Below are 25,239 nucleotides of genomic sequence, written 5' to 3'. Positions count from 1 at the left end.
TGTGATGATGTATTTACGGCGCCGGATAAAGGTAGTAAAGCGTGTTCAGATATCGCGCAACCGCCGATATGTCTTCATCGTTCCATCCCAGCCCACCCAACCTCTGCCAGCGTCCAACTTCGGCGAGGAGGCTTTGGTAGTCCTTGGCCAGCTTCTTGTCGCGCCAATGAATCTGGGTGCTGTGACAGGCGATGCAATGGTTCGAATACAGTAGCTCGCCGCGTTGCGGATCATGCATCGCCTGCGCATTTGCTGTAGCGAGGCTTCCTGACAGAACGAGCAGCATGACGGGTATCGATTTGCGAAGCATGTTCTTCCCCAAATTTTGCGATGACGCTCAGTATACGCTTCGTCAAACTGCAGAACTACTTGGCAAACAGACCTCCAAATAAAAGATTCTGTGCACCAGTTTGCTATAGTTGGTCACCTTAGTTTGCACAAAATTCGAGGCTTTTGATCTGTCATGACAACTGCATTTCCGCCGGGCCTGAGTCACCAAGATGCGGCAGACCGTTTGGACGCCGAGGGACCGAACGAACTCAGTACGGACCAGCGACGCACCTTGTTTGCCATTGCTGGCGAAGTCGTGCGCGAGCCGATGTTCCTGCTGCTGCTGGGTGCCGGCGCCATCTATCTTGCACTCGGCGATGCGCGTGAAGCCCTGATACTGGTGGGTTTCGTCGTGATCATCATGGTCGTTACCATCCTGCAGGAACGGCGCACCGAGAGCGCCCTAGAAGCTTTGCGCGATCTCTCCAGCCCGCGGGCCCTGGTGATCCGGGACGGTGTGCCGACGCGTATCGCCGGGCGCGAGGTGGTGCGCGAAGACATTGCGATCCTGGTCGAAGGCGATCGCGTTCCCGCGGATGGCACCGTGCTGCAGGCGCATGAACTGGCTGCCGACGAATCTTTGCTGACAGGCGAATCCGAAGCGGTGGTCAAGTTCGCCGACGGCAACCAGGTTTTCGCCGGCACCCTGATCGTGCGCGGGCAGGGGCTGGTTCGCATCACCGCAGTGGGCGGCCAGACCGAACTGGGACGCATCGGCAAATCGCTGCAAAGCATCGCCATCGAATCGTCACCGCTACGTGACGAAATCGGCCTGCTGACCAAACGCCTCGCACTGATCGGAATCGGCTTGTGTCTCACCCTGGCCCTGCTTTACTGGATGCTGCGCGGCGGTTGGCTGGACGGTTTGCTTGCTGGCATCACACTGGCAATGGGCATTCTGCCGCAGGAGTTCCCGGTCATCATGATCGTTTTTCTTGCCCTGGGTGCGCGCCGCATCGCCGGTCAGCGTGTGCTGACACGTCGCCTGAATGCCATCGAAACGCTGGGCGAAACGACGGTGCTGTGCGTGGACAAGACCGGGACTTTGACCCAGAACCGGATGAATTTGACCGCTCTGTCCGTCGCCGGACAGCTGCTGAAAACTGCCGACCTCGCCCACAACGGACTGCCCGAGGCCTATCACGAGTTGCTTGAGTATGCGGTACTGGCCAGCGAGATTGATCCACACGATCCGATGGAACTCGCATTCCACGGCTTTGCCCGCGAATATCTGGCCAACACGGAACACTTGCATCCCGATTGGGCGTTGGCTCGGGAATACGAACTTTCACCGGAACTTTTTGCCATGTCGCATCTGTGGCGCAACGATTCGGGCAAAAATGATGTCGTCGCCACCAAGGGCGCGCCGGAAGCGATTGCCGATCTTTGCCATCTGACCGGGGAAGCAAGGCAACGCCTGAATCAGGATGCAGAGCTCATGGCTGACCAGGGCTTGCGCGTGCTGGGTGTGGCCAAGGCAAAATACAGCGTCGACAAAAGCTGGCCCGACATCCAGCATGATTTTGATTTCGAATTCGTTGGTCTGGTGGGGCTTGCCGACCCGCTGCGCCCGGAAGTGGCCGATGCGGTCGCAGAATGCCATCGCGCCGGGATACGCGTCGTCATGATCACCGGCGACCATCCGCGTACTGCACGTGCCATCGCGACCGCCGCCGGTATCGATAGCGGCAAGTTGCTGACGGGCGATGAGTTGGAAAAAACGGACGCGGCTGCATTGGCGCAGCGCATCGCTTCGGTGAATGTCTTCGCCCGTGTTACCCCGCAACAGAAGCTCACCATCGTCGAAGCACTCAAGGCCAACGGCGATGTGGTCGCCATGACGGGCGACGGTGTAAACGACGCACCCGCGCTGAAGGCGGCTCACATCGGCATCGCCATGGGCAAACGCGGCACCGACGTCGCCCGCGAGGCTGCATCTTTGGTGTTACTGGAAGACGATTTCAACGCGATCGTTTCCGCCATCCGGCTGGGACGCCGTATCTTCGCCAACCTGCGCCAGGCCGTGGTATATACCCTCGCCGTCCACATTCCGATCATCGGCATGTCCATCCTGCCCTTGTTTTTCGGGCTGCCACTGATTTTGGCACCGATACACATTGCCTTCCTGGAACTGATCATCGATCCCGCCTGCTCCATCGTGTTCGAAGCCGAAGAAGGCAGTCCGGGCCTGATGCAACAGCCGCCGCGCTCGAATACCGAGCATCTGATTTCATCACGGCATCTCTTCGTGAGCCTGGCACAAGGCGCGCTGGTCACGCTGGCTGTTGTGGTTTTTTACATGTGGAGCCTGCGGGCATACATCGTGGCTGAAGAAGCGCGCGCATTGGCATTCATCGTTCTGGTCACGGCGAATGCCGCGCTCATTCTTTCCGTTCGTTCCCCTCAGCAAACGTGGCATCAAATATTTTCCATGCCTTCTACAGTTGCCATGTGGGTACTCGCCGGAACATTGTCTGGATTGGTAATCATTACCAATATCCCCGCGATTGCGCGAGCCTTTTCTTTCCAGCCGCCCTCGGTGCAGCACTCGCTGACTGCGTTTATCGCTGGCGTCGGTATTGTGCTGTTGTTCGATGTCGGCAGGGTCACTTTACGCAAGCTTGCCCGCTAAACCACTCTATTTAGTCTCGCGTTTGCTGTTCAGGCTGATGACGAGCACGCCGGCCAGCACCAGCGCCGATCCCGCAATCTGCAGCCACGAGATACTTTCTCCCAGAATCGCATATGCCATGTAGATGGTGCTGACCGGGCCGATGGAGCCGATCAGCGAGGCGCTGCCCGAACCGATGCGGCGAATGGCGAAAGACAACAGGAACACCGGCAGCACCGTGGAAAAAAATGCCATCGCAATGGAAAGCCCGTACACCCGCACCGGCAATTCAAGCGCAGCCAGCGGGCGCATCGCGAGGAATTGCAGCACACAAGCCGCGCTTGCAACCAGGGAGGCGTAGGCGGTGAAGCGCATCGTGCCGATGCGCGCGATGGCATGTCCCGCCCCCACCAGGTAGATCGAGTAGGACAAGGTGCTGGCGAATACCAGCGATGCGCCCAGCACGATGCTGCCCTCCCTGGCGCCCACATCATGCAGGAACACCAGTGCAATCCCGGCATAGCTCAGTGCCATCGCCGCAATAACCATCCTGCCGATGGCACGCTTGTAGAGCAGGGCCGAGATGATCACCGTCATGGTCGGGTAGAGGAACAGGATCAGGCGCTCCAGTCCGGCAGAGATATATTGCAACCCGAGAAAATCGAGATAGCTGGAAAGGTAATAACCGACGAACCCCAGCCCCAGTACAAGCAGGCGATCATGCGCATCGAGCGGCTCGGCATGATGCCGCCTCGCCCAGATCGCCACGCCGATGAAGAACGGCACCGCGAACACCATGCGCAAAGCCAGGAGAGTGATTGCATCCACGCTGTCGTGATAGGCCAGCTTGACCAGAATGGCTTTGGCCGAAAAACCGACCGCGGCGAGAAGGGCAAAAGTGACACCTAGAAATGCGTCCCGATTGGCGAAGGTGCTGCGTGTCTGCATGGGATTGAAATATACGGTGTCGTGCCTGCATGGTCAATTCAATCAATTGTGAAACATCCTGCGGACACCTATACTCCGCCGACGCCAAGCTGAACGTCTTGGTCGGGATCCAATCGGAAAAACTGAACGAATTATGAATGCACGCAAGCAATATTTTCCCAGACAAGTTGTTGAAGCCGGTGGAAACCGCTGGGATTGGGCCTTGTTGCCCATGGTGCTGGCCATATTCGTCCTGCTCGCTTACGGTGCCAATCAGATGGCGCGCCCTTATCAACTAGGCGAAGTCCTGCCGCTCTCCCTGGACCCCATCAATCTTCCCTATTACCTGCTGCGGACAACCCTGCGCATGTTCATCGCACTCGGCGCTTCCATACTTTTCAGCTGCGTATTCGCCGCGCTGACAACAAAATATCGCGCCGCAGAAAAGGTCCTGGTTCCGTTGCTGGACATTCTCCAGTCGATCCCGATTCTGGGTTTTCTATCCATTACCGTCACCGCCTTCATTGCCTTGTTTCCGGGCAACCTGCTCGGTGTCGAATGCGCCGCGATATTTGCCATTTTCACCTCTCAAGCCTGGAATATGGCGTTCAGCGCTTATCAGGGGTTTCGCACCGTGCCTGCCGAATTGGTCGAGGCTGCCATGGTGTTCAAGCTGTCCGCCTGGCAGCGTTTCTGGCGGATGGAACTTCCCTTTGCCATGCCGGGCCTGCTCTGGAACATGATGATGTCCATGTCGGGAGGCTGGTTCTTTGTCGTTGCCTCTGAAGCCATCTCGGTCTCCAACCAGAACATCAAGCTGCCCGGCATCGGTTCCTATATCGCCCTGGCCATAGAACAGCGCGATCTCCAGGCGATCGGCTGGGCCATCGGCGCAATGCTGATCGGCGTGATGCTCTACGATCAATTGTTCTTCAGACCCCTGCTTGCCTGGGCCGACAAATTCCGCTTCGAGGAATCCGGCAGCGAAACGGCGCAGAACTCATGGCTGCTCAACTGGGTGCGCCGAACCGAACGGATGCAAGGGGTCGTAGTTGCATTCGGCAGACTGCTGGAACGATCGTTCGCGATTTTCCGGCTCCGTTACGACGGCACGTCGATTCGGGCACGACCGCATAAACATTCGTCGACCCCGGAACGCATCTGGGATGCCACCATTGCCGCCGTTGTCTTCTATGCCTTGTGGATGCTTGTTCACTTTATTCATACCGAAGTCGGCTGGAGTGAAGTGGGTCGGGTCTGCGTGCTGGGTTTCTATACGATGCTGCGCGTGGTCATCCTGATTTTTCTGGCAGCGCTGATCTGGATTCCGATCGGCGTGAAGATAGGAATGAATCCCCGATTGGCATCGCGTGCACAGGCGATCATCCAGTTCCTTGCCTCTTTCCCTGCCAATTTGATGTTCCCCGTTGCCGTCGTTGTGGTCGTTCGCTTCGGGCTCAATCCGGATATCTGGTTGTCGCCCCTGATGATTTTGGGCACGCAGTGGTATCTCCTGTTCAATGTCATCGCCGGCGCATCCACGGTCCCGACCGAATTGCGTTACGCCGCGCATAATCTGGGACTGAGCGGCTGGCTCAAATGGCGCCGTTATCTGCTGCCGGCGATCTTCCCGAGTTTCGTCACCGGTGCCATCACGGCTTCCGGCGGTTCGTGGAACGCCAGCATCGTTGCGGAATATGTGACCTGGGGTACCACCACAGTGCAAGCTCACGGCATCGGCAGCTATATCGCCGAAAAGACGGCCATAGGCGATTTCCCGCGGATTGCGCTGGGGATCGGCGTCATGTGCATTTTTGTCATGGGATTCAATCATTTTGTATGGCGTCGGCTTTATCGTATGGCCGAGGACCGCCTGCATTTCTAAGGACTCACGCAATGGCTACACCTGTCATCGAACTCAAGTCTGTCGGCAAATCTTTCCGTTCCGCGGACGGCACTTCCCGATCCGTGCTGGAAGGTGTCGACTTCACCCTGAACGAGGGGGAGATCGTGGCATTGCTGGGCCAGTCCGGATCGGGCAAGTCCACCATGTTGCGCATCATGGCCGGACTGATTGCGGCAGATATCGGCCAGGTACTCTATCGGGGACTTCCGTTGTATGGACCGGCACATTCCATCAGCATGGTGTTCCAGTCCTTCGCCTTGTTCCCCTGGCTCACTGTGCAAAAGAATGTGGAATTGGGACTTGAGGCGAAAGGAATGGCGCCCGCCGACAGGGCACGGCGTGCCGAGGCCGCGATAGAGCTGATCGGGCTGTCGGGATTTGAGGGCGCCCTGCCCCGCGAGTTGTCGGGCGGCATGCGGCAGCGGGTCGGCATCGCCCGCGCTCTGGTTCTGGAACCCGAAGTTCTGCTGATGGATGAGGCATTTTCGGCGCTCGATGTGCTCACCGGAGAGCGCCTGCGCGACGAAATCCTGGAACTGTGGCAGACAAAGCAGCTGCCGACCAAGGCCATCCTTGTGGTCTCACACAATATCGAGGAGGCGGTCATGATGGCCGACCGGGTCCTGATCTTCGCCAGCGATCCGGGACGCATCCGGGATGAACTGCCGGTGACTCTTTCACGTCCGAGAGAAGTGGAAAGCCAGGAAGTCCGCATCCTCATCGACAACGTATACGGGCTGATGACAGCGGGCGCGATGCGCCCGGGACGTGTCACCGAGAAAGAAGTCAAATTGCAGCTGGGCGACCGCTTGCCGGAGGCGGACATCGCCCGCATGGAAGGTATTCTGGAACTGCTGGCCGAGGAGCCTTTCCTCGGTCGTGCGGACTTGCCCAAGCTGGCTGAAGAAACGGAACTCACCGACCAGGAACTCTTGAATGTGTCGCGGGCGCTAACCCTGCTGGGATTCGCCCACCTCGATCATGGCGACATCATCATCACGCCTCTGGGCGAACAATATGTGCATGCCAACACACCGGAACGCCAACTGATCTTCGGTCGGCAACTCATAGAAAACGTGCCTTTGGTCGCCTACATCCATCTCGGCCTGAAGCAGGACCCATCCGGCGATTTGCACGAAGACCTGTTCCTTCGGTTGCTGCGCTTCACATTGAACGAAGCCGAGGCAATCTCGGCTTTGCGTGTGGCCATCGAATGGGGACGTTATGGAGATCTGTTCGAATACAACTTCAACACCGGAATAATTCAAATTCCGAAAGACAAGGAAGCTGTCTCTGAATAGAGAGCGGACAAATACCACTGCGACCCAATTCCCCGGTGTGCCGCATCCGCGCCCGGCAGGCTGGCTGGCAACCCGAATCATTGCAAAGTGCGCCCGATTCGGTCTGAGACATGCGCAGACTGGTTCAGTATTTCGGCATCCACACTGCCAACAATGCGAGGAAAGCCAAGGCAAAAAGATTTTGCTCTATGTTATTTCGCGCTGCATCGACCAGCGTCTTGTTTATTCGTTTTTTATCTTCAACCATGCTTGCTTCGGCAGCTTCGAGGTGTTCAAGCAAAGGATGATCTATACCCTTGACGGCAACATCGGCCGGACGAGGATCAAAGCCATCCCTGATCAGCAATTCCACACTGCTTTTGTATAGTTCGCGATTCGCCTCATGTGCATCGACAAAAGCTTTAACCTGGGTACTGACTGCCGGCGATTCGCTTTCACGAATAATGTCCTGCGCCTCCGCGGAAACTTTCCGGAACACCACCTCAAAAGCGTTCCAGTTTTTGTCCAAAGCATCCCGATTGGTACTGCGCAGCAGCAGGTCTTTCCATTGCTGAATTTCATTTTTGAAATCAACCTGAATATTGTGGATCGCAGTATTCTGGTCTGTGGCTGAATTCAATTTGCTATCCAAATCTGCCGTGCTATTCCAGGTCATGTATATCCAGAAAAAAAAGATGGCAGTAAAGCCGATGCGCCCTGCCGTGTTCCATGAGAATAATTTACTGCCGCTTCCGGTTCCTTTCACGGATACTCCTCTATCAAAAAATTCATACAGATCGTTGGTATCACATAGCCCCACTCTTCCGGCAATCGCATGCTTGCTTCATCCTGCCAGATTGATGCAACGCAAGGAATTTTGCACAAAGGGATACATAACTTTACGCCTTGCCCGGTGCAATCCGGAGAACTTTCAGACTAAAGGCCCGCAAAACAATTCAGCCATTTATCGTTTTAGCCTTACCGTTTGTCAGGTTCGACCGATACTTCTGGCAGTGGCATTGCATTTTTGTTTGTTCGTGTCGAGAATGATTTAAAATTGATGCCATATACATATCATTTAAGGTATGGTTGATCATGGACGGATCAATATTTCAAGGAGAACAAAATGAATAATATAGAAGATTCCAGAACCCAGCCTACGGTGTTGGTACGCCCCACAATTTTGATTGTTGATGACGCCGATGAAAATCTGATGATCATGGAATCGATTTTAGCGAAGGAATATTCGTTGAAATTGTTTAACAATGCGAAAGCTGCGCTTGATGATGCATTTGCAAATCCTCCCGACCTGATCTTGCTGGATGTCATGATGCCGGATATTGATGGTTTTGAGGCTTGCCGTCGCCTGAAAGCCAATCCGAAACTCGTGGACATACCGGTTATTTTCATCACTTCCAAGAATGAAGATGAATATGAAGAAACGGGATTTGCGGTAGGCGCTTCAGACTTTATCCACAAGCCCATTAACGCCCCCATACTGATTGCGCGCGTCAAGACTCATATCAAAATCAAGTTCGTGATGGATTATCTCAGGAATGAAAATGTTCGCCTGCAAGGTAGTGCAAAGCAGTCATCTTCCGAACTGGTAGAAGTGATAAAAATGCTTTGGGGCAGTCCTTTCGTAAAATTCTGACCGTCCGGAAAGCCGTGCCCACCAACGAAGGTACCGCCCACGACAGGCCGTGTTTATGTTGGCTATACCCTTCATGTCTGTCGACTGTTCGCTGGACTGGTTCAGGAAGGTTGTATTTTTGAATCGGCCTGCTACGTGCAAGCTGAACGTTGATCATGAAATTCAGCATCACGATGCTGCCCTTGGCAATTTAATTGCTGCAGATATACCGGTGGCATGAGTTGTTTGAACGCAACGTTTGAAATATTCTGAAATCAACTGAGCCATGAAACATGATCGTTTCATATTAATGTGGACCTTATGACAAAACTGAATTGTCTGGTTGTCCTTGTGCTGTTTTCAGTCGGTATTTCCATCGCTGACGCAGATCAAACCAACTTGGCCTCGAACAATGTCGTAGCGGATCAACCGACCTTCAAATTGGGTGGGTTCGGCACGCTTGGTTTATCACACTCCAGTCAAGGCATGGGAGATTACGTTGTGGACACTGCCACCCCCAAGGGAGCCGGTTTGAGCAACGATTGGTCAGCAACCAATAACAGCAGGTTTGCGGCGCACTTGAATGCCAATTTCACCCCTAAAGTCTCGGCCTTGCTACAAGTTGATTCGGAATATCACGCCGACGGCACTTACCGCCCGGAGATCGAATGGTTCAGCGTGAAATATGCCTTTACCCCGAATTTCTACATGAGGGTCGGACGCATCGCACTGCCAACTTTCATGGACTCCGAAAATTGGGATGTCGGATATAGCTATACCTGGGTCACACCGCCCGTAGATCTATACCATCAACTTTCCATTCCGAGCAGCGATGGCATAGATGCAATGTACCGCGCCGAGATCGGGGATGCTGTGAATACTTTCAAGACCATATACGGTAGAAACACCCTCGACAGGCCTAACAGCGTTACGACTTCCAAAGAAATGTGGGGAATATTCGATACGCTGGAATATGGACAGGCCACCTATCATGCCGGCTACCAGCAGCGAATGTCCTCGACCGAGTATATTTTGACGGGGATGACCGGGCCATGGATACAAAACAGCGATGTCTCTGTCGGGGCCAACTACGACCCGGGCAACTGGTTCGTCATGTCCGAGTGGATGCAGCGTCGCTCAATTTATCTATCCAGCGCGATGTATGTCAGCGCCGGTTATCGCATCAATAAGTTCACACCGTATTTGACACACAGCCAGAATAGCTCAGGTTCATTCATTCAATCTTCTCCGCCACCGAGCGCTTACGACCTGCAATTGGCCAACCGGGCGCAGAGTACGGACAGCTTTGGTGTACGCTGGGACTTCGTGAGAAATTTCGATTTCAAAATACAGTATGATCGCGTCACACTCAGCGACAACTCAAACGGTTACCTCATCAATGTTCCGGCGAACGTTATTCTCTACGGTACAACGTTCCATATCATCTCCGCAGTTGTTGACTTCGTTTTCTAGTCGCCTGGCACAGCATGGGAACACTGATGACATTGCACAATGGCCTGAAGTTTATACTGCTGCTTGCCTTGCTATCGCTTGCCTTCAGCGCACAAGCTGAGGTCGTCGTCGTCGTTTCTTCCAAGAGTTCGGTCACCAGTCTGACTGCCGAGCAGACTGCGAAGATATTCCTCGGCAAAGTCGTTACCTTTCCGAATGAGCACGCCGCCTTTCCCATAGACCAGCCCGAGGGAAGTGCTGTCAGGGATGAGTTCTATTCCAAAGTCACCCACAAGAACTCGTCACAACTCACTGCATACTGGGCCAAAATCATTTTTACCGGGGAGGGCCGCCCGCCGCAACTCATAGCGGGTGATATGGCCGTCAGAAAGGCCATTGCGAACAACCCAAATGCTATCGGATATATCGACAAAAGCGCAGTGAACCACAGCGTCAGAGTCGTTCTGAAACCTTAGGGCGAATTGACCATGAAAATGAACCGATTCCGCAACTATCCATTGAAGTTGAAACTGTTGCTGGTGCCTTCAATTTCAGTAGTCAGCTTTGTCGCATACCTGATTTACTCCTCACTTGTGCTGTCCGGGGGGAACGAGCTTCTCAAGGAAATTCGCGATGCCGAATTCCCGATACTCAATGCGGCTGGAGAGAACCTCAAAAGTTTCGAGGGTGTAGTGGAATCGTTGAATGCGGCAGCCGCAACCGGAGAAGTGGACTATCTGGAAGCATCCAAAGCCAAGTCATCTGAAATCCTGAGCCGTTATGAATCTATGGAAGAGATTGATACTGCGCACACGAATGAAATTGAAAAACTGAAATCCGATTTCAATGCCTTCTACAAGTTGGCGTTCAATGTGGCACAGAAAATGATGGCCAAGAAGGACCTTCCCAGTCAGCAGCAAATAAAGCAGTTGCGGGATCTGCGCAATGCCTATACGGCGGCCGCAACATCATACAGGGATACCGCAGAAAAAGATTTCCAGGAAACAATACGAATAGCGATAGGACGATCTGAAACGGCGCAAGGATCGGGAGCGATAATCGGCACATTCATGCTTTTCGTTATCGGGGTACTGACGTTGCTGGTCAACCGCGGTATCGTGGTGCTGGAAAAAGTGGTGGAAAACCGCAACAAAATGCTGGTACTGGTCAACAGCGAACTTGAACAGGAAATCCAGAAACTGAAAGCAGCTGAAGAAGCGCGGAATAGTGCTGAAGCTGCAAGCCAGACCAAGGATGAGTTTCTCGCCAACATGAGTCATGAGCTTCGCACACCAATGAACGCAGTCATTGGTTTAAGCCATCTTTGCTTGCAGACGGAGTTGTCCGGCAAGCAGCAGGATTATCTCCAGAAAATCCACAGTTCGGCCAAATCGCTTCTGGGCATCCTCAACGACATACTGGATGTCTCCAAAATTGAGGCGGGGAAAATGGAGTTGGATCGAGTCTCATTCGAACTGGATGAGGTAATGGACAATCTTGCCACGATTTTGGGAGTCAAAGCCCAGGAAAAAAATCTCGAACTTCTCATAGAGACCTCTCCAGACGTCCCATCAGTTTTGATCGGCGATCCCCTTAGACTGGGGCAGGTATTGATCAATTTGGCAGGTAATGCCGTCAAGTTCACCCCCAAAGGCGAGGTAGTGGTAAGTGCTGAATTGGAAAAGGAGGAAGGCGATCAGGTCGTTCTGCGATTCACTGTCAAAGACACGGGAATAGGAATGTCGCAACAGGATATCGACAAACTGTTCCGGCCGTTTACCCAGGCTGATACCAGCATCACCCGGAAATTTGGCGGTACCGGCCTGGGTCTGACGATCAGCAAGCGCCTTATCGAAATCATGGGTGGCAAAATCTGGGTGGAAAGCACTCCCGGTCTGGGTTCGAAATTCATCTTCACAGTCAATGTTCTCAAAGCTGAAAAGTCGGCGAACATTCCACACGCCGAATTCACCGGGTTGGGCGGTATGCGTGTCCTGGCTGTCGACGACAGCGAGAACAGTCTGCAAATTCTGAAAAGTTATCTTGAGTCATTCTCGTTCGACGTGGCTGTTGCAAATAATGGGCGTGATGCATTGAGCACAGTGCGCAAAGCAAACAAGGAAGGACGGCCTATTAATCTGGCCATCCTGGACTGGAAGATGCCGCAAATGAATGGACTGGAGTTGGCCAGAGAATTGCATTCAATGACTGAATTAAGCATCAAGCCCAAGGTACTGATGATCGCAGGTTATGGACAGAATGAAATTCCGGCACTGGTAAACGACAAAACGATTGACGGAGTATTGGAAAAGCCGTTCAAGCAACAAAAACTATTCGATACCATCGCCAGTATCTTCGGTCTGGATAAATGGGTGGCGGGGAAATTCAGAATAATCGGTGCGCAATTTAACCCGGCACTGGTTGCCCAAGTCCGCGGAGCGCACTTGCTGCTTGTAGAAGACAACGAAATCAACCAGCAAGTTGCGCGCGAGCTGCTTGAGAGTTTCGGAATCAAGGTTACCATCGCCGAGAACGGTGAAGAGGCGATAGCACGACTGCAGGAAGAACCGTTCGACGGTGTACTGATGGACATGCAGATGCCGGTGATGGATGGAATAACCGCCACCCGTGAAATTCGCCAAAACCCCATGCTTGCCAATTTGCCGATTATCGCCCTGACAGCCAATGTATACGTCAGTGAACAAAATGCTTTTCTGGCTGCGGGCATGAACGACCATATCGGCAAACCCCTCGATCCGGATCGGCTGATCGCTACCCTTGCAAAATGGATCCATCCAGCACGGGTTACGGAACGTCCACCTCTCCCCGAGACTGTCGCAATTTCCGCACCCATGCCATTGCCCGACTTGCCGGACGTCAAAGTGGCTGCCAGCGTGCGTCGAATCGGAGGGAACGTAGATTTGTATTATTCGCTGCTGGAGAAGTTCAGAGCAAATCAAGGAAATGCCGTCCGAAATATTCGGGACTCTCTGGCATCAAACGACCACAAAACAGCGGAAAGGCTTGCCCACACGCTCAGGGGTATCGCCGGCACCCTGGGCGCGGAATACCTGCAAAATCAGGCTGAACTCCTGGAGAATAAAATCAAGAACGGAGCCTTGGATGATGTCGAATCATTGCTCGGTAAAATTGACCAGGAGCTGGACAAATTGATGGCGAACATCGAGCGCGCTCTTGCTTTGCGCAAAGGTTGAGTGCTACACAAGGCTTGCATCCCCAGGAATTATCCAGCTAATCCCACATAGACGTTCTGCACATCGTCATCTTCGTCGATTGCTTCAAGGAAGGCTTCCACCTCTTCACGCTCGGCGTCATTGCCGAGAGTAACCGGATTCTTCGGACGATAGCCAAGTTGGGCGGAGATGACGGTAAAGCCTTGCGCAGGCAACGCTTTGCATACGACATCCAGATCGGTGATATCGGTGATGAAGAGGGTTGCGCCTTCTTCTGAAGGTTCCAGATCCTGAGCACCCGCTTCGATAGCAGCGACTTCCGGATCCGCATCTTTGGAATTCGGTGTAGCCTCGATCATGCCGACGTGGCTGAAGTCCCACGAGACGGAACCTTCTGCGCCAAGCTGGCCTTTGCGGAACAGTACGTTCATGCTGGCCTTGGTACGATTGATATTGTCGGACAGACATTCGACGATGATGGGCACCCGGTGCGGGGCAAAACCTTCATACACGAGACGTTCCAATTGCGCGCCGCCGTCGAGCAGTCCAGCCCCCTTCTTGATGGCACGATCCAGCGTATCTTTGGGCATAGAGGCTTTTTTGGCTTGTTCGACCACAAGTCGCAAGCGCGAATTCAAGCTCGGGTCGGCGCCGCCTTTGGCAGCGACCATGATTTCTTTGGCGAGCTTGCCGAAAATTTTACCTTTTGCGTTCGCTGCGACCTCTTTGTGCCTGGCTTTCCACTGTGCGCCCATGTCTGTTCTCTATGTGTTGGTTGGATATTGCATTTACTCGGGGAAAATCCCGAAGACGCATCTTGCCTCATGTGGCGTCAGGCATCAATCTCGAAAACGATTCAGCCCGTTCGAACTCCGTTCGCCATATCTTCCACCACCTGCAAAAATGCATCGCCGTACTTCGCCAGCTTGGCCTGGCCGATACCGCTGATCTGCGCCATGTCGCCCAGCGTTTGCGGTTTGCGGTTGAGGATTTCCAGCAAAGTGCTGTCGTGAAAGATGACGTAAGGTGGCACGCCTTGTTCGCGGGCGAGTTCCGTGCGTTTGGATTTGAGCGCCTGCCACAATGGATCTTCGTTGGCACCGGCAAAAGCTTCGCGCAAGCGCGAACCACGTTCGGCCTTGCTGGCTTTGCGCTTGGCCGGTTCGGCGTCGCGTCGCAACCAGATTTCCTGTTCACCGCGCAATACGGGACGTGCCGCTTCGGCAAGTTTCAGACCGCCATAGCCTTCTATGTCCACGTTGATAAATCCGGCTGCGACGAGCTGGCGATAGACACTGCTCCATTGTGTTTGGGCCAGGTCTTTGCCGATACCGAATGTGCTCAGTTGCTGGTGGTTGAATTGTTTGATTTTGGGTGTGGTCTTGCCCAGCAATACGTCGATCAGATGCGCAACGCCGAAGCGCTGCCCGGTGCGATAAACGCAGGAAAGCGCCATCTGAGCGGCTTTCGTGGCGTCCCATGTATCGACGGGAGTGAGACAGTTGTCGCACTGGTCGCAATCGCCAGGATGCTCTTCGCCAAAGTAGCGCAGGATGGTCTGGTGGCGGCATGCGGTGGATTCGCAGAAACCTAGCAGCGCATCAAGCTTTTGCAGTTCGACGCGCTTGCGTTCATCGGGCGCATCACCGGAGAGCAGCATTTGCCGCATGGAAACCACGTCGCCCAGACCGTAGGCCATCCAGGCATTCGCGGGCAAGCCGTCGCGACCGGCGCGACCGGTTTCCTGATAATAACCCTCCATGCTCTTGGGCAAATCGAGATGGGCCACGAAGCGCACGTTGGGTTTGTCGATGCCCATGCCAAAGGCAACGGTAGCAACCATGATGACACCTTCCTCGCGCAGAAATCTCCTCTGATTGACGTTGCGCGTGGCTGCATCCAGTCCGGCGTGATACGGCAGTGCATCCCAGCCCTGCTCCTTGAGCCAGGCGGCGGTCTCTTCGACCTTCTTGCGTGACAGGCAATACACGATGCCGGCATCGTCGGGATGCTCGGTTTCGAGGAAGGTCTGCAACTGCTGGCGTGCATTGTCCTTGAGCGTGATGCGGTAGCGGATGTTGGGACGGTCAAAACTGGATACGAAATGCTGCGCCTGCTCCAGAGACAGGCGCTCGACGATCTCGCGCCGCGTCGGCGCATCCGCCGTGGCAGTCAGCGCAATGCGCGGCACGCCCGGAAAGCGCTCGTGCAACACCGTCAGCGCACGATACTCCGGACGGAAGTCGTGGCCCCATTGCGAGACGCAATGCGCTTCGTCAATGGCGAACAGGGCGATATTGTTGTCCTGTTGCAAGCGCTCCAGCTGATTCAGGAATCCTTCCGTCATCAACCTCTCGGGGGCGACATACAGCAGCTTCAACTCGCCGCGCATCAACTGCCGCGATACCTCGCGTGCCTCTTCGGCTTCCAGGCTGGAATTGAGAAAAGCCGCGGGCACACCGAGTTGCTTGAGCGCATCGACCTGGTCCTGCATCAATGCGATCAGTGGCGATACCACGATGCCGACCCCATTCCTTATCATTGCAGGAATCTGGTAACACAGTGATTTTCCGCCTCCGGTAGGCATGAGAACCAGCGCATCGCCGCCGTTGACGACATATTCGACAATGGACTGCTGCGCACCGCGAAATGAGGGAAAGCCGAAAGTGTCGCGGAGGATTTGTTGGGCGGTGCCGGAACTCATGAAATGGACGATTAGATCAAGGTGCGTAAGCTTAACCTGACTGGCAGAACTCTGGGGACAGTTGGTCATCAGATTCCGATATTTTCGCCATAGTTGCATAGCTAACTAATATCCGTTATGCTGTACAGCATGTTTGAAGAATGCCTCTATTTCAATACGGTAGCGCTGGCGCGACGACTGGAACGCGAGTGGGCCGCCGCCTTTAAGCCATTCGGACTCAGTCCGTCCCAAGCTTTTTTGTTGCGCACCATCCTGAATAAACCCGGACTGTTGCAACGGGAGTTGGCCGACTCGCTGGCAATCTCCCGTCCAACCGCAACCCGTGTGCTGGATGGGCTTGCAGCAAAGGAGCTGATTGAACGGCGGGATTCCGGACGCGATGGTCGAGAGTATGCGATCTATCCCACGCGAAAGGCGTCCACCCTCCAGGCGCCGCTGAATGAGGCCAGCGGGAAAGTCACCAAACGTCTCAAAAAACTGTTAAACGAAGATGTTTTTGCGGAAGCAGTCACCAAGGTGCGTGGGGTACGTTCCGCGCTCGATTGAAAATTTTTTGATCTAATAGTTGCATAGCTAACCATAGGAGAATACCCATGCCCATTTTGAACGTTAAAGTCAGCGCCAAAAAGTCTGCTGAGTTAACCAAAGCTATTTCCAACACCCTGCTGGAATTGACAAGTCGCATTCTGCACAAGAAACCGGAGGTGACTTCGATCGCCATTGATTACGTCGATCCTGATGACTGGATTGTTGCAGGACAGTCTCTTACCGAACAAGGCAAGAGCAGCATCTATTTCGACATCAAGATCACGGATGAAACGAACACCAAAGCCGAAAAGGCACAGTACGTCGGCGAGGCGTTCGCCGTGTTCAGCCGGTTGCTCGGCAACCTGCACGAAATAAGCTACATCTATATCGAGGATGTGCGCGCCACGGCTTACGGTTATGGCGGGTTAACACAGGAATACCGGTACCACCATACCAACTGACATGGTTGTGATAATCACCTTTTGAACGCGATGGTATGATGCTATGCAAACGTCAACAAATGAGGATACACATGAGCATCCGCACCGTTTCTACCCAGCCATTCCCCGACCAGAAACCCGGCACTTCCGGACTGCGCAAGAAGGTTCCCACCTTCCGGCAACCACACTATCTGGAGAACTTCGTACAAAGCATCTTCGACAGCATCGCGGCTCCGCAAGGTTCAACGCTGGTACTGGGCGGCGATGGTCGTTACTACAACCGTCTTGCGATCCAGATCATTCTAAAAATGGCTGCGGCGAACGGATTCGGTCAGGTCCTGGTGGGACGCGGCGGCATCCTTTCCACACCGGCGGCATCCTGTGTGATCCGCAAATACAAGACTTTCGGCGGCATCATCCTTTCCGCAAGCCACAATCCCGGCGGACCCGACGGCGACTTCGGCATCAAGTTCAACAGCAGCAACGGCGGCCCTGCCACCGAGACGGTGACCGAGGCGATCTATGTCAAAAGCAAAGCAATCTCCAGCTATCGCATCCTCGATACGGAAGATGTGATGTTGGATAAGTTGGGCGAGACCACCCTGGGTGGCATGAAAGTGAAGGTATTCGACCCGGTAAGCGACTACGCAGAGCTGATGGAGTCCCTGTTTGATTTTCCCGCTATCCGCACGCTTCTGAAAAGTGGGTTCAAGATCAAGTTCGATGCGATGCACGCAGTGAACGGGCCTTATGCCAAAGAGTTACTGGAAAAACGTCTCGGTGCGCCAGTGGGCAGCGTGATGAACGGCGTACCACTGGAAGATTTTGGCGGCGGGCACCCCGACCCCAACCTGACATATGCGCATGATCTGGTGGAGATCATGTACGGCGCGGAAGCACCGGATTTCGGTGCAGCATCGGATGGCGATGGCGACCGCAATATGATCCTCGGCAAACGTTTCTTCGTCACCCCTTCGGACAGTCTGGCACTACTCGCCGCTAATGCAACATTGATACCCGCCTACAAGCAAGGATTGGCGGGCGTCGCGAGGTCGATGCCCACCAGCGCGGCAGTGGATCGCGTGGCAAAGGCGTTGAACATCCCATGTTACGAAACACCGACCGGCTGGAAATTCTTCGGTAACCTGATGGATGCCGGCAAGGTCACGCTATGCGGAGAGGAAAGTTTCGGCACCGGTTCCAACCATGTGCGCGAGAAGGACGGGCTGTGGGCGGTACTGTTCTGGCTGAACATCCTGGCCGTGCGCAAGCAATCGGTAGAATCCATTGTGCGAGAACATTGGGCTAGATTCGGTCGCAACTTCTATTCGCGCTACGACTACGAAGGCTTGCCGACCGAAGCAGCCAACGGCGTGATACAACATCTGCGCGATAATTTTCCCACCCTCACAAACAAACAGTTCGGTAACCACACCGTACAAACGTGCGACGACTTCAGCTATACCGATCCGGTGGATGGCAGCATCAGTAAAGGCCAGGGGCTGCGTATCCTGTTCAGCGACGATTCGCGCATTATTTTCCGGCTATCCGGCACCGGGACAGAGGGAGCTACTTTACGCGTTTATCTGGAAGCGTATGAAGCGGATGTCTCGCGACATCATCTGGATGCACAAGAAGCGTTGAAAGAATTGATCCGGGTCGCGTTGGACATCTCAGAATTGCAGTCTCGCACCGGGCGGGATCAACCTACAGTCATTACTTGACCTTGTCTTTTGGCGGTGTTGCAGCGGCTACAGCGGAAACCGCTGCAGCCTGTTCGCCGCCAACCACCTGAAAGAATATCTCTCCCTGCTTGACCATGCCGAGCTCGCTGCGCGCGCGTTCTTCGATGGCATCGGTTCCGAGTTTGAGGTCGCGCACTTCGGCATCCAGTGCCGCATTGCGCTTTTGGGTTTGCTCGTTGATTTGCTTCTGGGCTTGTACCTGCTGGCCCATGTCCCACACCTTCAGCCAGCTACCCTTCCCCAGCCAGAGCGGATATTGCAACAGCAGGAGAAGAGCCAGTAGGATGTAGGTGACAACACGCATCAGCCTAACTGGTAATAAGCCTCGCGACCGGGATAGGAGGCGCTGTCTCCGAGGTCTTCCTCGATGCGCAGCAGTTGGTTGTACTTGGCCATGCGGTCTGAACGGGACAGGGAGCCGGTCTTGATCTGCATAACGTTGGTTCCAACCGCGAGATCGGCAATGGTGGAGTCTTCAGTCTCACCGGAACGATGCGACATCACGGCGGTATAACCTGCGCGCTTCGCCATCTCGATGGCGGCGAACGTCTCGGTCAGGGTACCTATCTGGTTGACCTTGATCAAAATGGAATTGGCGATACCTTGCTTGATGCCTTCGCGCAGGATTTTGGTGTTGGTCACAAACACATCGTCGCCAACCAGCTGGATGGTCTTGCCCAAGCGCTCGGTCAGCATCTTCCAGCCCGGCCAGTCGAGCTCGCTCATGCCGTCCTCAATGGAAACGATGGGATACTTGTCCACCCAAGTTGCATAAAGATCAACCATCTGTTGGGAGGTGAGCGTCAAACCGTCGGCCTTCAGGTGATATTTGCCATCCTTGTAGAATTCGGAAGCCGCCGGATCCATGCCGATCGCCACGTCTGTCCCGGGGATATAGCCAGCTGCTTCGATGGCTTCGACAATAACCTTCAACGCTGCTTCGTTGGAACCGAGTGCAGGTGCAAAACCGCCTTCGTCGCCAACGGTGGTCGGCAGACCGCGATGGTGCAGCACGGCTTTGAGTGCGTGGAACACCTCTGCACCATAGCGCAAGGCTTCGCGAAAACTCGGCGCGCCTACCGGGATGATCATGAATTCCTGCATGTCGGAACCACCTGTGGCATGGGCGCCGCCGTTGATGACATTCATCATGGGTACGGGCATTTCCATGCGCGCCGCGCCGCCGAAGTAGCGATACAACGGCAAACCGGATTCCTCGGCAGCTGCTTTGGCAACCGCGATGGATACAGCGAGAATCGCGTTCGCGCCGAGGCGGGATTTGTTCTCGGTGCCGTCAAGGTCGATCATGGTCTGGTCGATAAATGCCTGTTCAGCCGCATCCAAGCCGATGATCGCTTCGGCGATCTCGGTGTTCACATTCTCCACCGCTTTCAACACACCCTTGCCCAAGTAGCGCTTCTTGTCGCCATCGCGCAATTCAACCGCTTCTTTTGTACCCGTCGATGCGCCTGAGGGCACGGCTGCGCGCCCCATCACACCAGATTCCAGCAACACATCCGCTTCTACAGTAGGATTCCCACGGGAATCCAGAATCTCACGCGCTATGACATCAACAATTGCACTCATTCTTATTTTTCCTTCGCTCACACACTTTTCAAGTTAACGTTTTCTTCGATAAAACCTTGCTGCTTCACCAATGCATCCACCGCTTTCAGCGTCTGCAACAACTCTTGCAGATGTCCCAGCGGGAATGCGTTGGGACCATCCGACAAAGCTTTTGCGGGATCCGGATGCGTCTCCATGAATACTCCCGCCACTCCTGCCGCTACTGCGGCACGTGCCAATACCGGCACAAATTCTCGCTGGCCGCCGCTCGCTGTGCCTTGCCCGCCGGGTAACTGGACCGAGTGCGTGGCATCGAACACTACCGGGCATCCGGTGTTGCGCATCACTGCCAGCGAGCGCATATCCGAAACCAGATTGTTGTAGCCAAACGATGCTCCGCGTTCGCACACCATAATGTTGTCCCCGCCACTTACTTCGCGCGCCTTGTCCACAACATTTTTCATATCCCAAGGAGAAAGGAACTGGCCTTTCTTGATGTTCACCGGCCTGCCTGCCTTCGCCACTGCATGGATGAAATCAGTCTGGCGACACAGGAATGCCGGGGTTTGCAGCACATCAACCACGGCGGCTACGGATTCAATCTCGTCTTCGCTATGCACATCGGTCAGTACCGGCACGCCGATCTGCGCTTTTACCTTTTCCAGTATCTTCAACCCTGCTTCCATACCGAAACCGCGGAATGTCTTGCCGGAACTACGATTGGCTTTATCGTAGGAAGATTTATAGATGAACGGAATGTCAAGCTTCAGGCATATCTCTTTCAATTGGCCTGCTGTATCCAGCGCCATTTGCTCTGACTCGATCACGCATGGACCTGCGATCAAGAATAACGGCTTTTCCAGGCCAACATCAAATCCGCACAATTTCATACAGCCTCCTTATGCTTCACGGCTGCTTCGACATAAGCTTTGAATAGGGGATGTCCAGTACGCGGTGTCGAAGTAAATTCAGGGTGGAACTGCACACCTACAAACCATGGATGCATGGTCTGCGGTAACTCCATCATCTCGGGCAAATCTTCTGACGGTGTACGCGCAGAAATGATCAGGCCGGTTTTCTCCAGCACCGGGACATAATGGTTGTTCACTTCATAGCGGTGACGGTGGCGTTCGTTCACTTCATCGCCGTAAATGCGTTGAGCCATCGTGTTGGGTTTGACGGGGCAGCGTTGCGATCCAAGTCGCATGGTGCCGCCCATATCCGAGTCAGCGCTGCGCTTGGCGACTTTGCCATCCCTATCCAACCACTCGGTGATCAGCGCCACCACCGGATGTTCGGTTTCCAGGTTGAACTCAGTACTGTTGGCATCGCTCATGTTTGCCACATGACGTGCATACTCGATCACCGCCAGTTGCATACCGAGGCAGATGCCGAGATAAGGTATTTTGTTCTCGCGCGCATATTGAATCGACGCGATCTTGCCTTCCGTACCGCGCACGCCAAAACCGCCGGGCACTAGGATTGCATCGAGACTTTTCGGGCAGTCGGTACCTTCTGTCTCGATGACCTCAGAATCCAGATATTCGATATTAACGCGCGTTGCGGTATGGATACCCGCGTGACGCAACGCCTCGATCAATGATTTGTACGATTCGGTAAGATCGACATATTTACCAACCATGCCAATGGTGATTTCATGCTGCGGATTTTCCTGTGCTTTAATGAGATTCTGCCATTCCGTCAAGTTTGCAGGCGGTGCATTCAGCGCCAGCTCTTCACAAATGATGCGATCCAGCCCCTGTTCGTGCAGCATTTGCGGAACTTTGTAAATGCTGTCCACGTCCCACATGGAAATCACGCTTGCTTCACGTACATTGGCGAACAGAGAGATTTTAGCGCGTTCGTCGTCAGGAATACGCCGGTCTGCGCGACATATCAGCGCGGTGGGGAAGATACCAATCTCGCGAAGCTTCTGCACGCTGTGTTGTGTCGGCTTGGTCTTCAATTCGCCTGCAGTAGCAATATAGGGAACCAGTGTCAGATGGACATACGCCACCTGATTGCGTCCCATACGCAACCCCATCTGGCGCGCGGCTTCAAGGAACGGCAGCGACTCTATATCACCCACCGTGCCGCCGATCTCGACAATTGCGATATCTGCTTTACCGTCAAGGGAGGCGGCTGCACCGCGTTCAATGAAGGCTTGAATCTCGTTGGTGATGTGCGGAATCACTTGCACGGTTTTACCCAGATATTCGCCGCGCCTTTCTTTTCGAATCACGCTTTCGTAAATCTGTCCGGTAGTGAAATTATTCGCTTTGCGCATCTTGGCCGAGATGAAACGCTCGTAGTGCCCCAAATCCAGATCGGTCTCAGCGCCGTCTTCAGTAACGAACACCTCGCCATGCTGAAATGGACTCATTGTTCCCGGATCGACGTTAATGTAGGGATCGAGTTTGAGCATCGTGACCTTAAGCCCGCGAGACTCCAGGATAGCCGCAAGTGAAGCGGCGGCGATGCCTTTTCCAAGGGAAGAGACAACGCCGCCGGTAATAAATATGTACTTAGTCATGGAGCGCGATTGTATCGCAAAACGGGTATCCCCTCAAAGGAAGAAGCGCGCAAATCGAGGCAGTTGCTTATTTTCGTGTGCAATAAATAAAAAGCCCCCAAGTTTTCACTTGGGGGCTTTCTACTTTGTAAGGAGTCTGACGATGACCTACTTTCACATGCGGACGCACACTATCATTGGCGCGAAGTCGTTTCACTGTCCTGTTCGAGATGGGAAGGAGTGGGGCCAACTTGCTATGGTCGTCAGACATAACTGTTATCAATCGCTGAAACGGGTTTAGCGTTCCAGCGCCTGATGTAATTTTGGAAGAAGTAAAGATGTGTTCTGATTGTTGCGAAACTCACACTACTTGCAACTGAACCTAATGTTATAGGATCAAGCCGCACGGGCAATTAGTATCGGTTAGCTTAACGCATTACTGCGCTTCCACACCCGACCTATCAACGTGGTAGTCTTCCACGACCCTTCAGGGAGATCGAATCTCCAGGGAAGTCTCATCTTGAGGCGAGTTTCCCGCTTAGATGCTTTCAGCGGTTATCTCTTCCGTATATAGCTACCCGGCTATGCCACTGGCGTGACAACCGGTACACCAGAGATACGTCCACTCCGGTCCTCTCGTACTAGGAGCAGGTCCCCTCAAACTTCCAGCGCCCAAGGCAGATAGGGACCAAACTGTCTCACGACGTTTTAAACCCAGCTCACGTACCACTTTAAATGGCGAACAGCCATACCCTTGGGACCGGCTACAGCCCCAGGATGTGATGAGCCGACATCGAGGTGCCAAACTCCCCCGTCGATATGAACTCTTGGGAGGAATCAGCCTGTTATCCCCAGAGTACCTTTTATCCGTTGAGCGATGGCCCTTCCATACAGAACCACCGGATCACTATGACCTGCTTTCGCACCTGCTCGACTTGTCAGTCTCGCAGTTAAGCATCCTTTTGCCATTGCACTATCAGTACGATGTCCGACCGTACCTAGGATACCTTCGTACTCCTCCGTTACACTTTGGGAGGAGACCGCCCCAGTCAAACTGCCTACCATGCAATGTCCCCAATCCGGATTACGGATCTAGGTTAGAACCTCGAACACACCAGGCTGGTATTTCAACGTCGGCTCCACGATGTCTGGCGACACCGCTTCAAAGCCTCCCAGCTATCCTACACAGGTCTATTCAAAATCCAATGCAAAGCTACAGTAAAGGTTCATGGGGTCTTTCCGTCTAGCCTCGGGTAGATTGCATCTTCACAAACATTTCAACTTCGCTGAGTCCCGGGTGGAGACAGTGTGGCCATCGTTACGCCATTCGTGCAGGTCGGAACTTACCCGACAAGGAATTTCGCTACCTTAGGACCGTTATAGTTACGGCCGCCGTTTACTGGGACTTCAATCAAGAGCTTGCACCCCATCATTTAATCTTCCAGCACCGGGCAGGCGTCACACTCTATACGTCCACTTTCGTGTTTGCAGAGTGCTGTGTTTTTATTAAACAGTCGCAGCCACCATTTCACTGCAACCCCATCGAGCTTCGAGAGCAAGTCTCTACACTCTATCGGGGCGCACCTTTTCCCGAAGTTACGGTGCTAATTTGCCGAGTTCCTTCACCCGAGTTCTCTCAAGCGCCTTAGAATTCTCATCCTGCCCACCTGTGTCGGTTTGCGGTACGGTCTCAATACAACTGAAGCTTAGTGGCTTTTCTTGGAAGCTTGGTATCAGCAACTTCGCGCCCGAAGGCACTCGTCATCACGCCTCAGAATTGACCTCCCGGATTTGCCTAAGAGATCTCCCTACACGCTTAAACCAGGACATCCAACACCTGGCTTGCTTAACCTTCTCCGTCCCCACATCGCATTGCATTGAGGTACAGGAATATTAACCTGTTTCCCATCGACTACGCATTTCTGCCTCGCCTTAGGGGCCGACTCACCCTGCGCCGATGAACGTTGCGCAGGAAACCTTGGGCTTTCGGCGAGGGAGCCTTTCACTCCCTTTATCGCTACTCATGTCAGCATTCGCACTTCTGATACCTCCAGCATCCGTTACCAGACACCTTCGCAGGCCTACAGAACGCTCTCCTACCATATCAGTACTCCTTTTAGAACACGCTCAATGTTGTCGCTCGAACCACGCATGTGGTGAGTGCGACAAACCTTCAATTGAGGTGAGGGATGCCTGCTCCCTGTTTTATCAGAGAGCGTTTTGCAACGCGCCACACTGCGTGTGGCGCATTGCGAAACTTCGCATGTCCTAAAAGGAGTACTGATATCCGCGATTTCGGTGCATAGTTTGAGCCCCGTTACATCTTCCGCGCAGGACGACTCGATCAGTGAGCTATTACGCTTTCTTTAAATGATGGCTGCTTCTAAGCCAACATCCTGACTGTTTTAGCC

General features: G+C 53.9%; 19 protein-coding genes and 2 rRNA genes (1 of these 21 only partly in view). 10 read left to right on the top strand and 11 right to left on the bottom strand.

Going from position 1 to position 25,239, the window contains the following annotated elements:
- Nucleotides 1-13 precede the first annotated feature (13 nt).
- Nucleotides 14-310, bottom strand: a complete 297-nt coding sequence (locus QOY30_RS06045) for a hypothetical protein (RefSeq protein ID WP_283743727.1) — start codon at nucleotides 308-310, stop codon at nucleotides 14-16.
- A 153-nt stretch (nucleotides 311-463) separates the two neighbouring features.
- On the opposite strand from QOY30_RS06045, the gene QOY30_RS06040 reads away from it, so the two are divergent.
- The gene (locus QOY30_RS06040) at nucleotides 464-2,962 is read left to right on the top strand and encodes a cation-translocating P-type ATPase (protein ID WP_283743726.1); all 2,499 of its coding nucleotides are present in this window, start codon (nucleotides 464-466) and stop codon (nucleotides 2,960-2,962) included.
- 6 nt (nucleotides 2,963-2,968) lie between these two features.
- Here the strand turns inward: QOY30_RS06040 and QOY30_RS06035 are convergent, their stop codons facing one another.
- Complete coding sequence (locus QOY30_RS06035; protein ID WP_283743725.1) at nucleotides 2,969-3,889, bottom strand: DMT family transporter; 921 nt, start codon at nucleotides 3,887-3,889, stop codon at nucleotides 2,969-2,971.
- A gap of 133 nt (nucleotides 3,890-4,022) precedes the next feature.
- On the opposite strand from QOY30_RS06035, the gene QOY30_RS06030 reads away from it, so the two are divergent.
- Together QOY30_RS06030 and QOY30_RS06025 are read left to right on the top strand one after the other, a co-directional pair.
- Nucleotides 4,023-5,753: an ABC transporter permease gene (locus tag QOY30_RS06030; protein ID WP_283743724.1), complete on the top strand. Its 1,731-nt coding sequence runs from the start codon at nucleotides 4,023-4,025 to the stop codon at nucleotides 5,751-5,753.
- 11 nt (nucleotides 5,754-5,764) lie between these two features.
- A complete protein-coding gene (locus tag QOY30_RS06025) occupies nucleotides 5,765-7,075 on the top strand; it encodes an ABC transporter ATP-binding protein (RefSeq protein WP_283743723.1) in 1,311 nt (436 codons plus the stop codon).
- Nucleotides 7,076-7,199: 124 nt separating this feature from the next.
- Here the strand turns inward: QOY30_RS06025 and QOY30_RS06020 are convergent, their stop codons facing one another.
- Complete coding sequence (locus tag QOY30_RS06020) at nucleotides 7,200-7,820, bottom strand: hypothetical protein (RefSeq protein WP_283743722.1); 621 nt, start codon at nucleotides 7,818-7,820, stop codon at nucleotides 7,200-7,202.
- A gap of 360 nt (nucleotides 7,821-8,180) precedes the next feature.
- On the opposite strand from QOY30_RS06020, the gene QOY30_RS06015 reads away from it, so the two are divergent.
- From QOY30_RS06015 to QOY30_RS06000, 4 genes are all read left to right on the top strand, one after another.
- The gene (locus tag QOY30_RS06015) at nucleotides 8,181-8,708 is read left to right on the top strand and encodes a response regulator (protein ID WP_283743721.1); all 528 of its coding nucleotides are present in this window, start codon (nucleotides 8,181-8,183) and stop codon (nucleotides 8,706-8,708) included.
- Nucleotides 8,709-9,008: 300 nt separating this feature from the next.
- Complete coding sequence (locus tag QOY30_RS06010; protein ID WP_283743720.1) at nucleotides 9,009-10,160, top strand: hypothetical protein; 1,152 nt, start codon at nucleotides 9,009-9,011, stop codon at nucleotides 10,158-10,160.
- A gap of 26 nt (nucleotides 10,161-10,186) precedes the next feature.
- Nucleotides 10,187-10,615 carry a type 2 periplasmic-binding domain-containing protein gene (locus QOY30_RS06005; protein WP_283743719.1) on the top strand — a complete coding sequence of 143 codons (429 nt, stop codon included), beginning with the start codon at nucleotides 10,187-10,189 and terminating at the stop codon, nucleotides 10,613-10,615.
- A gap of 12 nt (nucleotides 10,616-10,627) precedes the next feature.
- Nucleotides 10,628-13,354 carry a response regulator gene (locus QOY30_RS06000; RefSeq protein WP_283743718.1) on the top strand — a complete coding sequence of 909 codons (2,727 nt, stop codon included), beginning with the start codon at nucleotides 10,628-10,630 and terminating at the stop codon, nucleotides 13,352-13,354.
- Between the two features lie 29 nt (nucleotides 13,355-13,383).
- On the opposite strand, the gene QOY30_RS05995 is transcribed toward QOY30_RS06000, so the two are convergent.
- Both QOY30_RS05995 and recQ read right to left on the bottom strand, forming a co-directional pair.
- Nucleotides 13,384-14,088: a YebC/PmpR family DNA-binding transcriptional regulator gene (locus tag QOY30_RS05995; protein WP_283743717.1), complete on the bottom strand. Its 705-nt coding sequence runs from the start codon at nucleotides 14,086-14,088 to the stop codon at nucleotides 13,384-13,386.
- 101 nt (nucleotides 14,089-14,189) lie between these two features.
- Nucleotides 14,190-16,037, bottom strand: a complete 1,848-nt coding sequence (gene recQ / locus QOY30_RS05990) for a DNA helicase RecQ (protein WP_283746037.1) — start codon at nucleotides 16,035-16,037, stop codon at nucleotides 14,190-14,192.
- Between the two features lie 129 nt (nucleotides 16,038-16,166).
- Between recQ and QOY30_RS05985 the strand changes: the two genes are divergently transcribed.
- The 3 genes from QOY30_RS05985 (at nucleotide 16,167) to QOY30_RS05975 (ending at nucleotide 18,729) form a co-directional block, all read left to right on the top strand.
- On the top strand, nucleotides 16,167-16,583 hold the full coding sequence (locus QOY30_RS05985) for a MarR family winged helix-turn-helix transcriptional regulator (protein WP_283743716.1): 417 nt from the start codon (nucleotides 16,167-16,169) through the stop codon (nucleotides 16,581-16,583).
- A gap of 47 nt (nucleotides 16,584-16,630) precedes the next feature.
- Complete coding sequence (locus QOY30_RS05980; RefSeq protein ID WP_283743715.1) at nucleotides 16,631-17,026, top strand: tautomerase family protein; 396 nt, start codon at nucleotides 16,631-16,633, stop codon at nucleotides 17,024-17,026.
- A gap of 71 nt (nucleotides 17,027-17,097) precedes the next feature.
- A complete protein-coding gene (locus QOY30_RS05975) occupies nucleotides 17,098-18,729 on the top strand; it encodes an alpha-D-glucose phosphate-specific phosphoglucomutase (RefSeq protein WP_283743714.1) in 1,632 nt (543 codons plus the stop codon).
- Here QOY30_RS05975 and ftsB read toward each other — a convergent pair.
- The 6 genes from ftsB to QOY30_RS05945 form a co-directional block, all read right to left on the bottom strand.
- A complete protein-coding gene (ftsB, locus tag QOY30_RS05970; RefSeq protein ID WP_283743713.1) occupies nucleotides 18,722-19,054 on the bottom strand; it encodes a cell division protein FtsB in 333 nt (110 codons plus the stop codon). The genes QOY30_RS05975 and ftsB overlap by 8 nt on opposite strands.
- Entirely contained in the window at nucleotides 19,054-20,337 is a 1,284-nt protein-coding gene (gene eno, locus QOY30_RS05965) for a phosphopyruvate hydratase (protein ID WP_283743712.1), read from the bottom strand. Before eno ends, ftsB begins: the two co-directional genes overlap by 1 nt.
- Nucleotides 20,338-20,354: 17 nt before the next feature.
- Nucleotides 20,355-21,206, bottom strand: a complete 852-nt coding sequence (gene kdsA / locus QOY30_RS05960) for a 3-deoxy-8-phosphooctulonate synthase (protein ID WP_283743711.1) — start codon at nucleotides 21,204-21,206, stop codon at nucleotides 20,355-20,357.
- On the bottom strand, nucleotides 21,203-22,849 hold the full coding sequence (gene pyrG / locus QOY30_RS05955) for a CTP synthase (protein ID WP_283743710.1): 1,647 nt from the start codon (nucleotides 22,847-22,849) through the stop codon (nucleotides 21,203-21,205). The genes kdsA and pyrG overlap by 4 nt, the downstream gene beginning before the upstream one ends.
- A 134-nt stretch (nucleotides 22,850-22,983) precedes the next feature.
- Nucleotides 22,984-23,096, bottom strand: a 5S ribosomal RNA gene (rrf, locus tag QOY30_RS05950).
- 124 nt (nucleotides 23,097-23,220) lie between these two features.
- Nucleotides 23,221-25,239 (bottom strand): 23S ribosomal RNA (locus QOY30_RS05945) (it continues 1,035 nt past the right edge of the window).

It is taken from the genome of Sideroxydans sp. CL21 (assembly GCF_902459525.1).
Taxonomy (GTDB): domain Bacteria; phylum Pseudomonadota; class Gammaproteobacteria; order Burkholderiales; family Gallionellaceae; genus Sideroxyarcus.
Note: the sequence above shows the minus strand (reverse complement) of the source record. Positions and strands in the feature narration are given on the sequence as shown.

Coding starts and splice junctions, on each gene's coding strand:
- QOY30_RS06045 (WP_283743727.1), bottom strand. CDS start 310: ATGCTTCGCAAATCGATACCCGTCATGCTGCTCGTTCTGTCAGGAAGC.
- QOY30_RS06040 (WP_283743726.1), top strand. CDS start 464: ATGACAACTGCATTTCCGCCGGGCCTGAGTCACCAAGATGCGGCAGAC.
- QOY30_RS06035 (WP_283743725.1), bottom strand. CDS start 3,889: ATGCAGACACGCAGCACCTTCGCCAATCGGGACGCATTTCTAGGTGTC.
- QOY30_RS06030 (WP_283743724.1), top strand. CDS start 4,023: ATGAATGCACGCAAGCAATATTTTCCCAGACAAGTTGTTGAAGCCGGT.
- QOY30_RS06025 (WP_283743723.1), top strand. CDS start 5,765: ATGGCTACACCTGTCATCGAACTCAAGTCTGTCGGCAAATCTTTCCGT.
- QOY30_RS06015 (WP_283743721.1), top strand. CDS start 8,181: ATGAATAATATAGAAGATTCCAGAACCCAGCCTACGGTGTTGGTACGC.
- QOY30_RS06010 (WP_283743720.1), top strand. CDS start 9,009: ATGACAAAACTGAATTGTCTGGTTGTCCTTGTGCTGTTTTCAGTCGGT.
- QOY30_RS06005 (WP_283743719.1), top strand. CDS start 10,187: ATGACATTGCACAATGGCCTGAAGTTTATACTGCTGCTTGCCTTGCTA.
- QOY30_RS06000 (WP_283743718.1), top strand. CDS start 10,628: ATGAAAATGAACCGATTCCGCAACTATCCATTGAAGTTGAAACTGTTG.
- QOY30_RS05995 (WP_283743717.1), bottom strand. CDS start 14,088: ATGGGCGCACAGTGGAAAGCCAGGCACAAAGAGGTCGCAGCGAACGCA.
- recQ (WP_283746037.1), bottom strand. CDS start 16,037: ATGAGTTCCGGCACCGCCCAACAAATCCTCCGCGACACTTTCGGCTTT.
- QOY30_RS05985 (WP_283743716.1), top strand. CDS start 16,167: ATGTTTGAAGAATGCCTCTATTTCAATACGGTAGCGCTGGCGCGACGA.
- QOY30_RS05980 (WP_283743715.1), top strand. CDS start 16,631: ATGCCCATTTTGAACGTTAAAGTCAGCGCCAAAAAGTCTGCTGAGTTA.
- QOY30_RS05975 (WP_283743714.1), top strand. CDS start 17,098: ATGAGCATCCGCACCGTTTCTACCCAGCCATTCCCCGACCAGAAACCC.
- ftsB (WP_283743713.1), bottom strand. CDS start 19,054: ATGCGTGTTGTCACCTACATCCTACTGGCTCTTCTCCTGCTGTTGCAA.
- eno (WP_283743712.1), bottom strand. CDS start 20,337: ATGAGTGCAATTGTTGATGTCATAGCGCGTGAGATTCTGGATTCCCGT.
- kdsA (WP_283743711.1), bottom strand. CDS start 21,206: ATGAAATTGTGCGGATTTGATGTTGGCCTGGAAAAGCCGTTATTCTTG.
- pyrG (WP_283743710.1), bottom strand. CDS start 22,849: ATGACTAAGTACATATTTATTACCGGCGGCGTTGTCTCTTCCCTTGGA.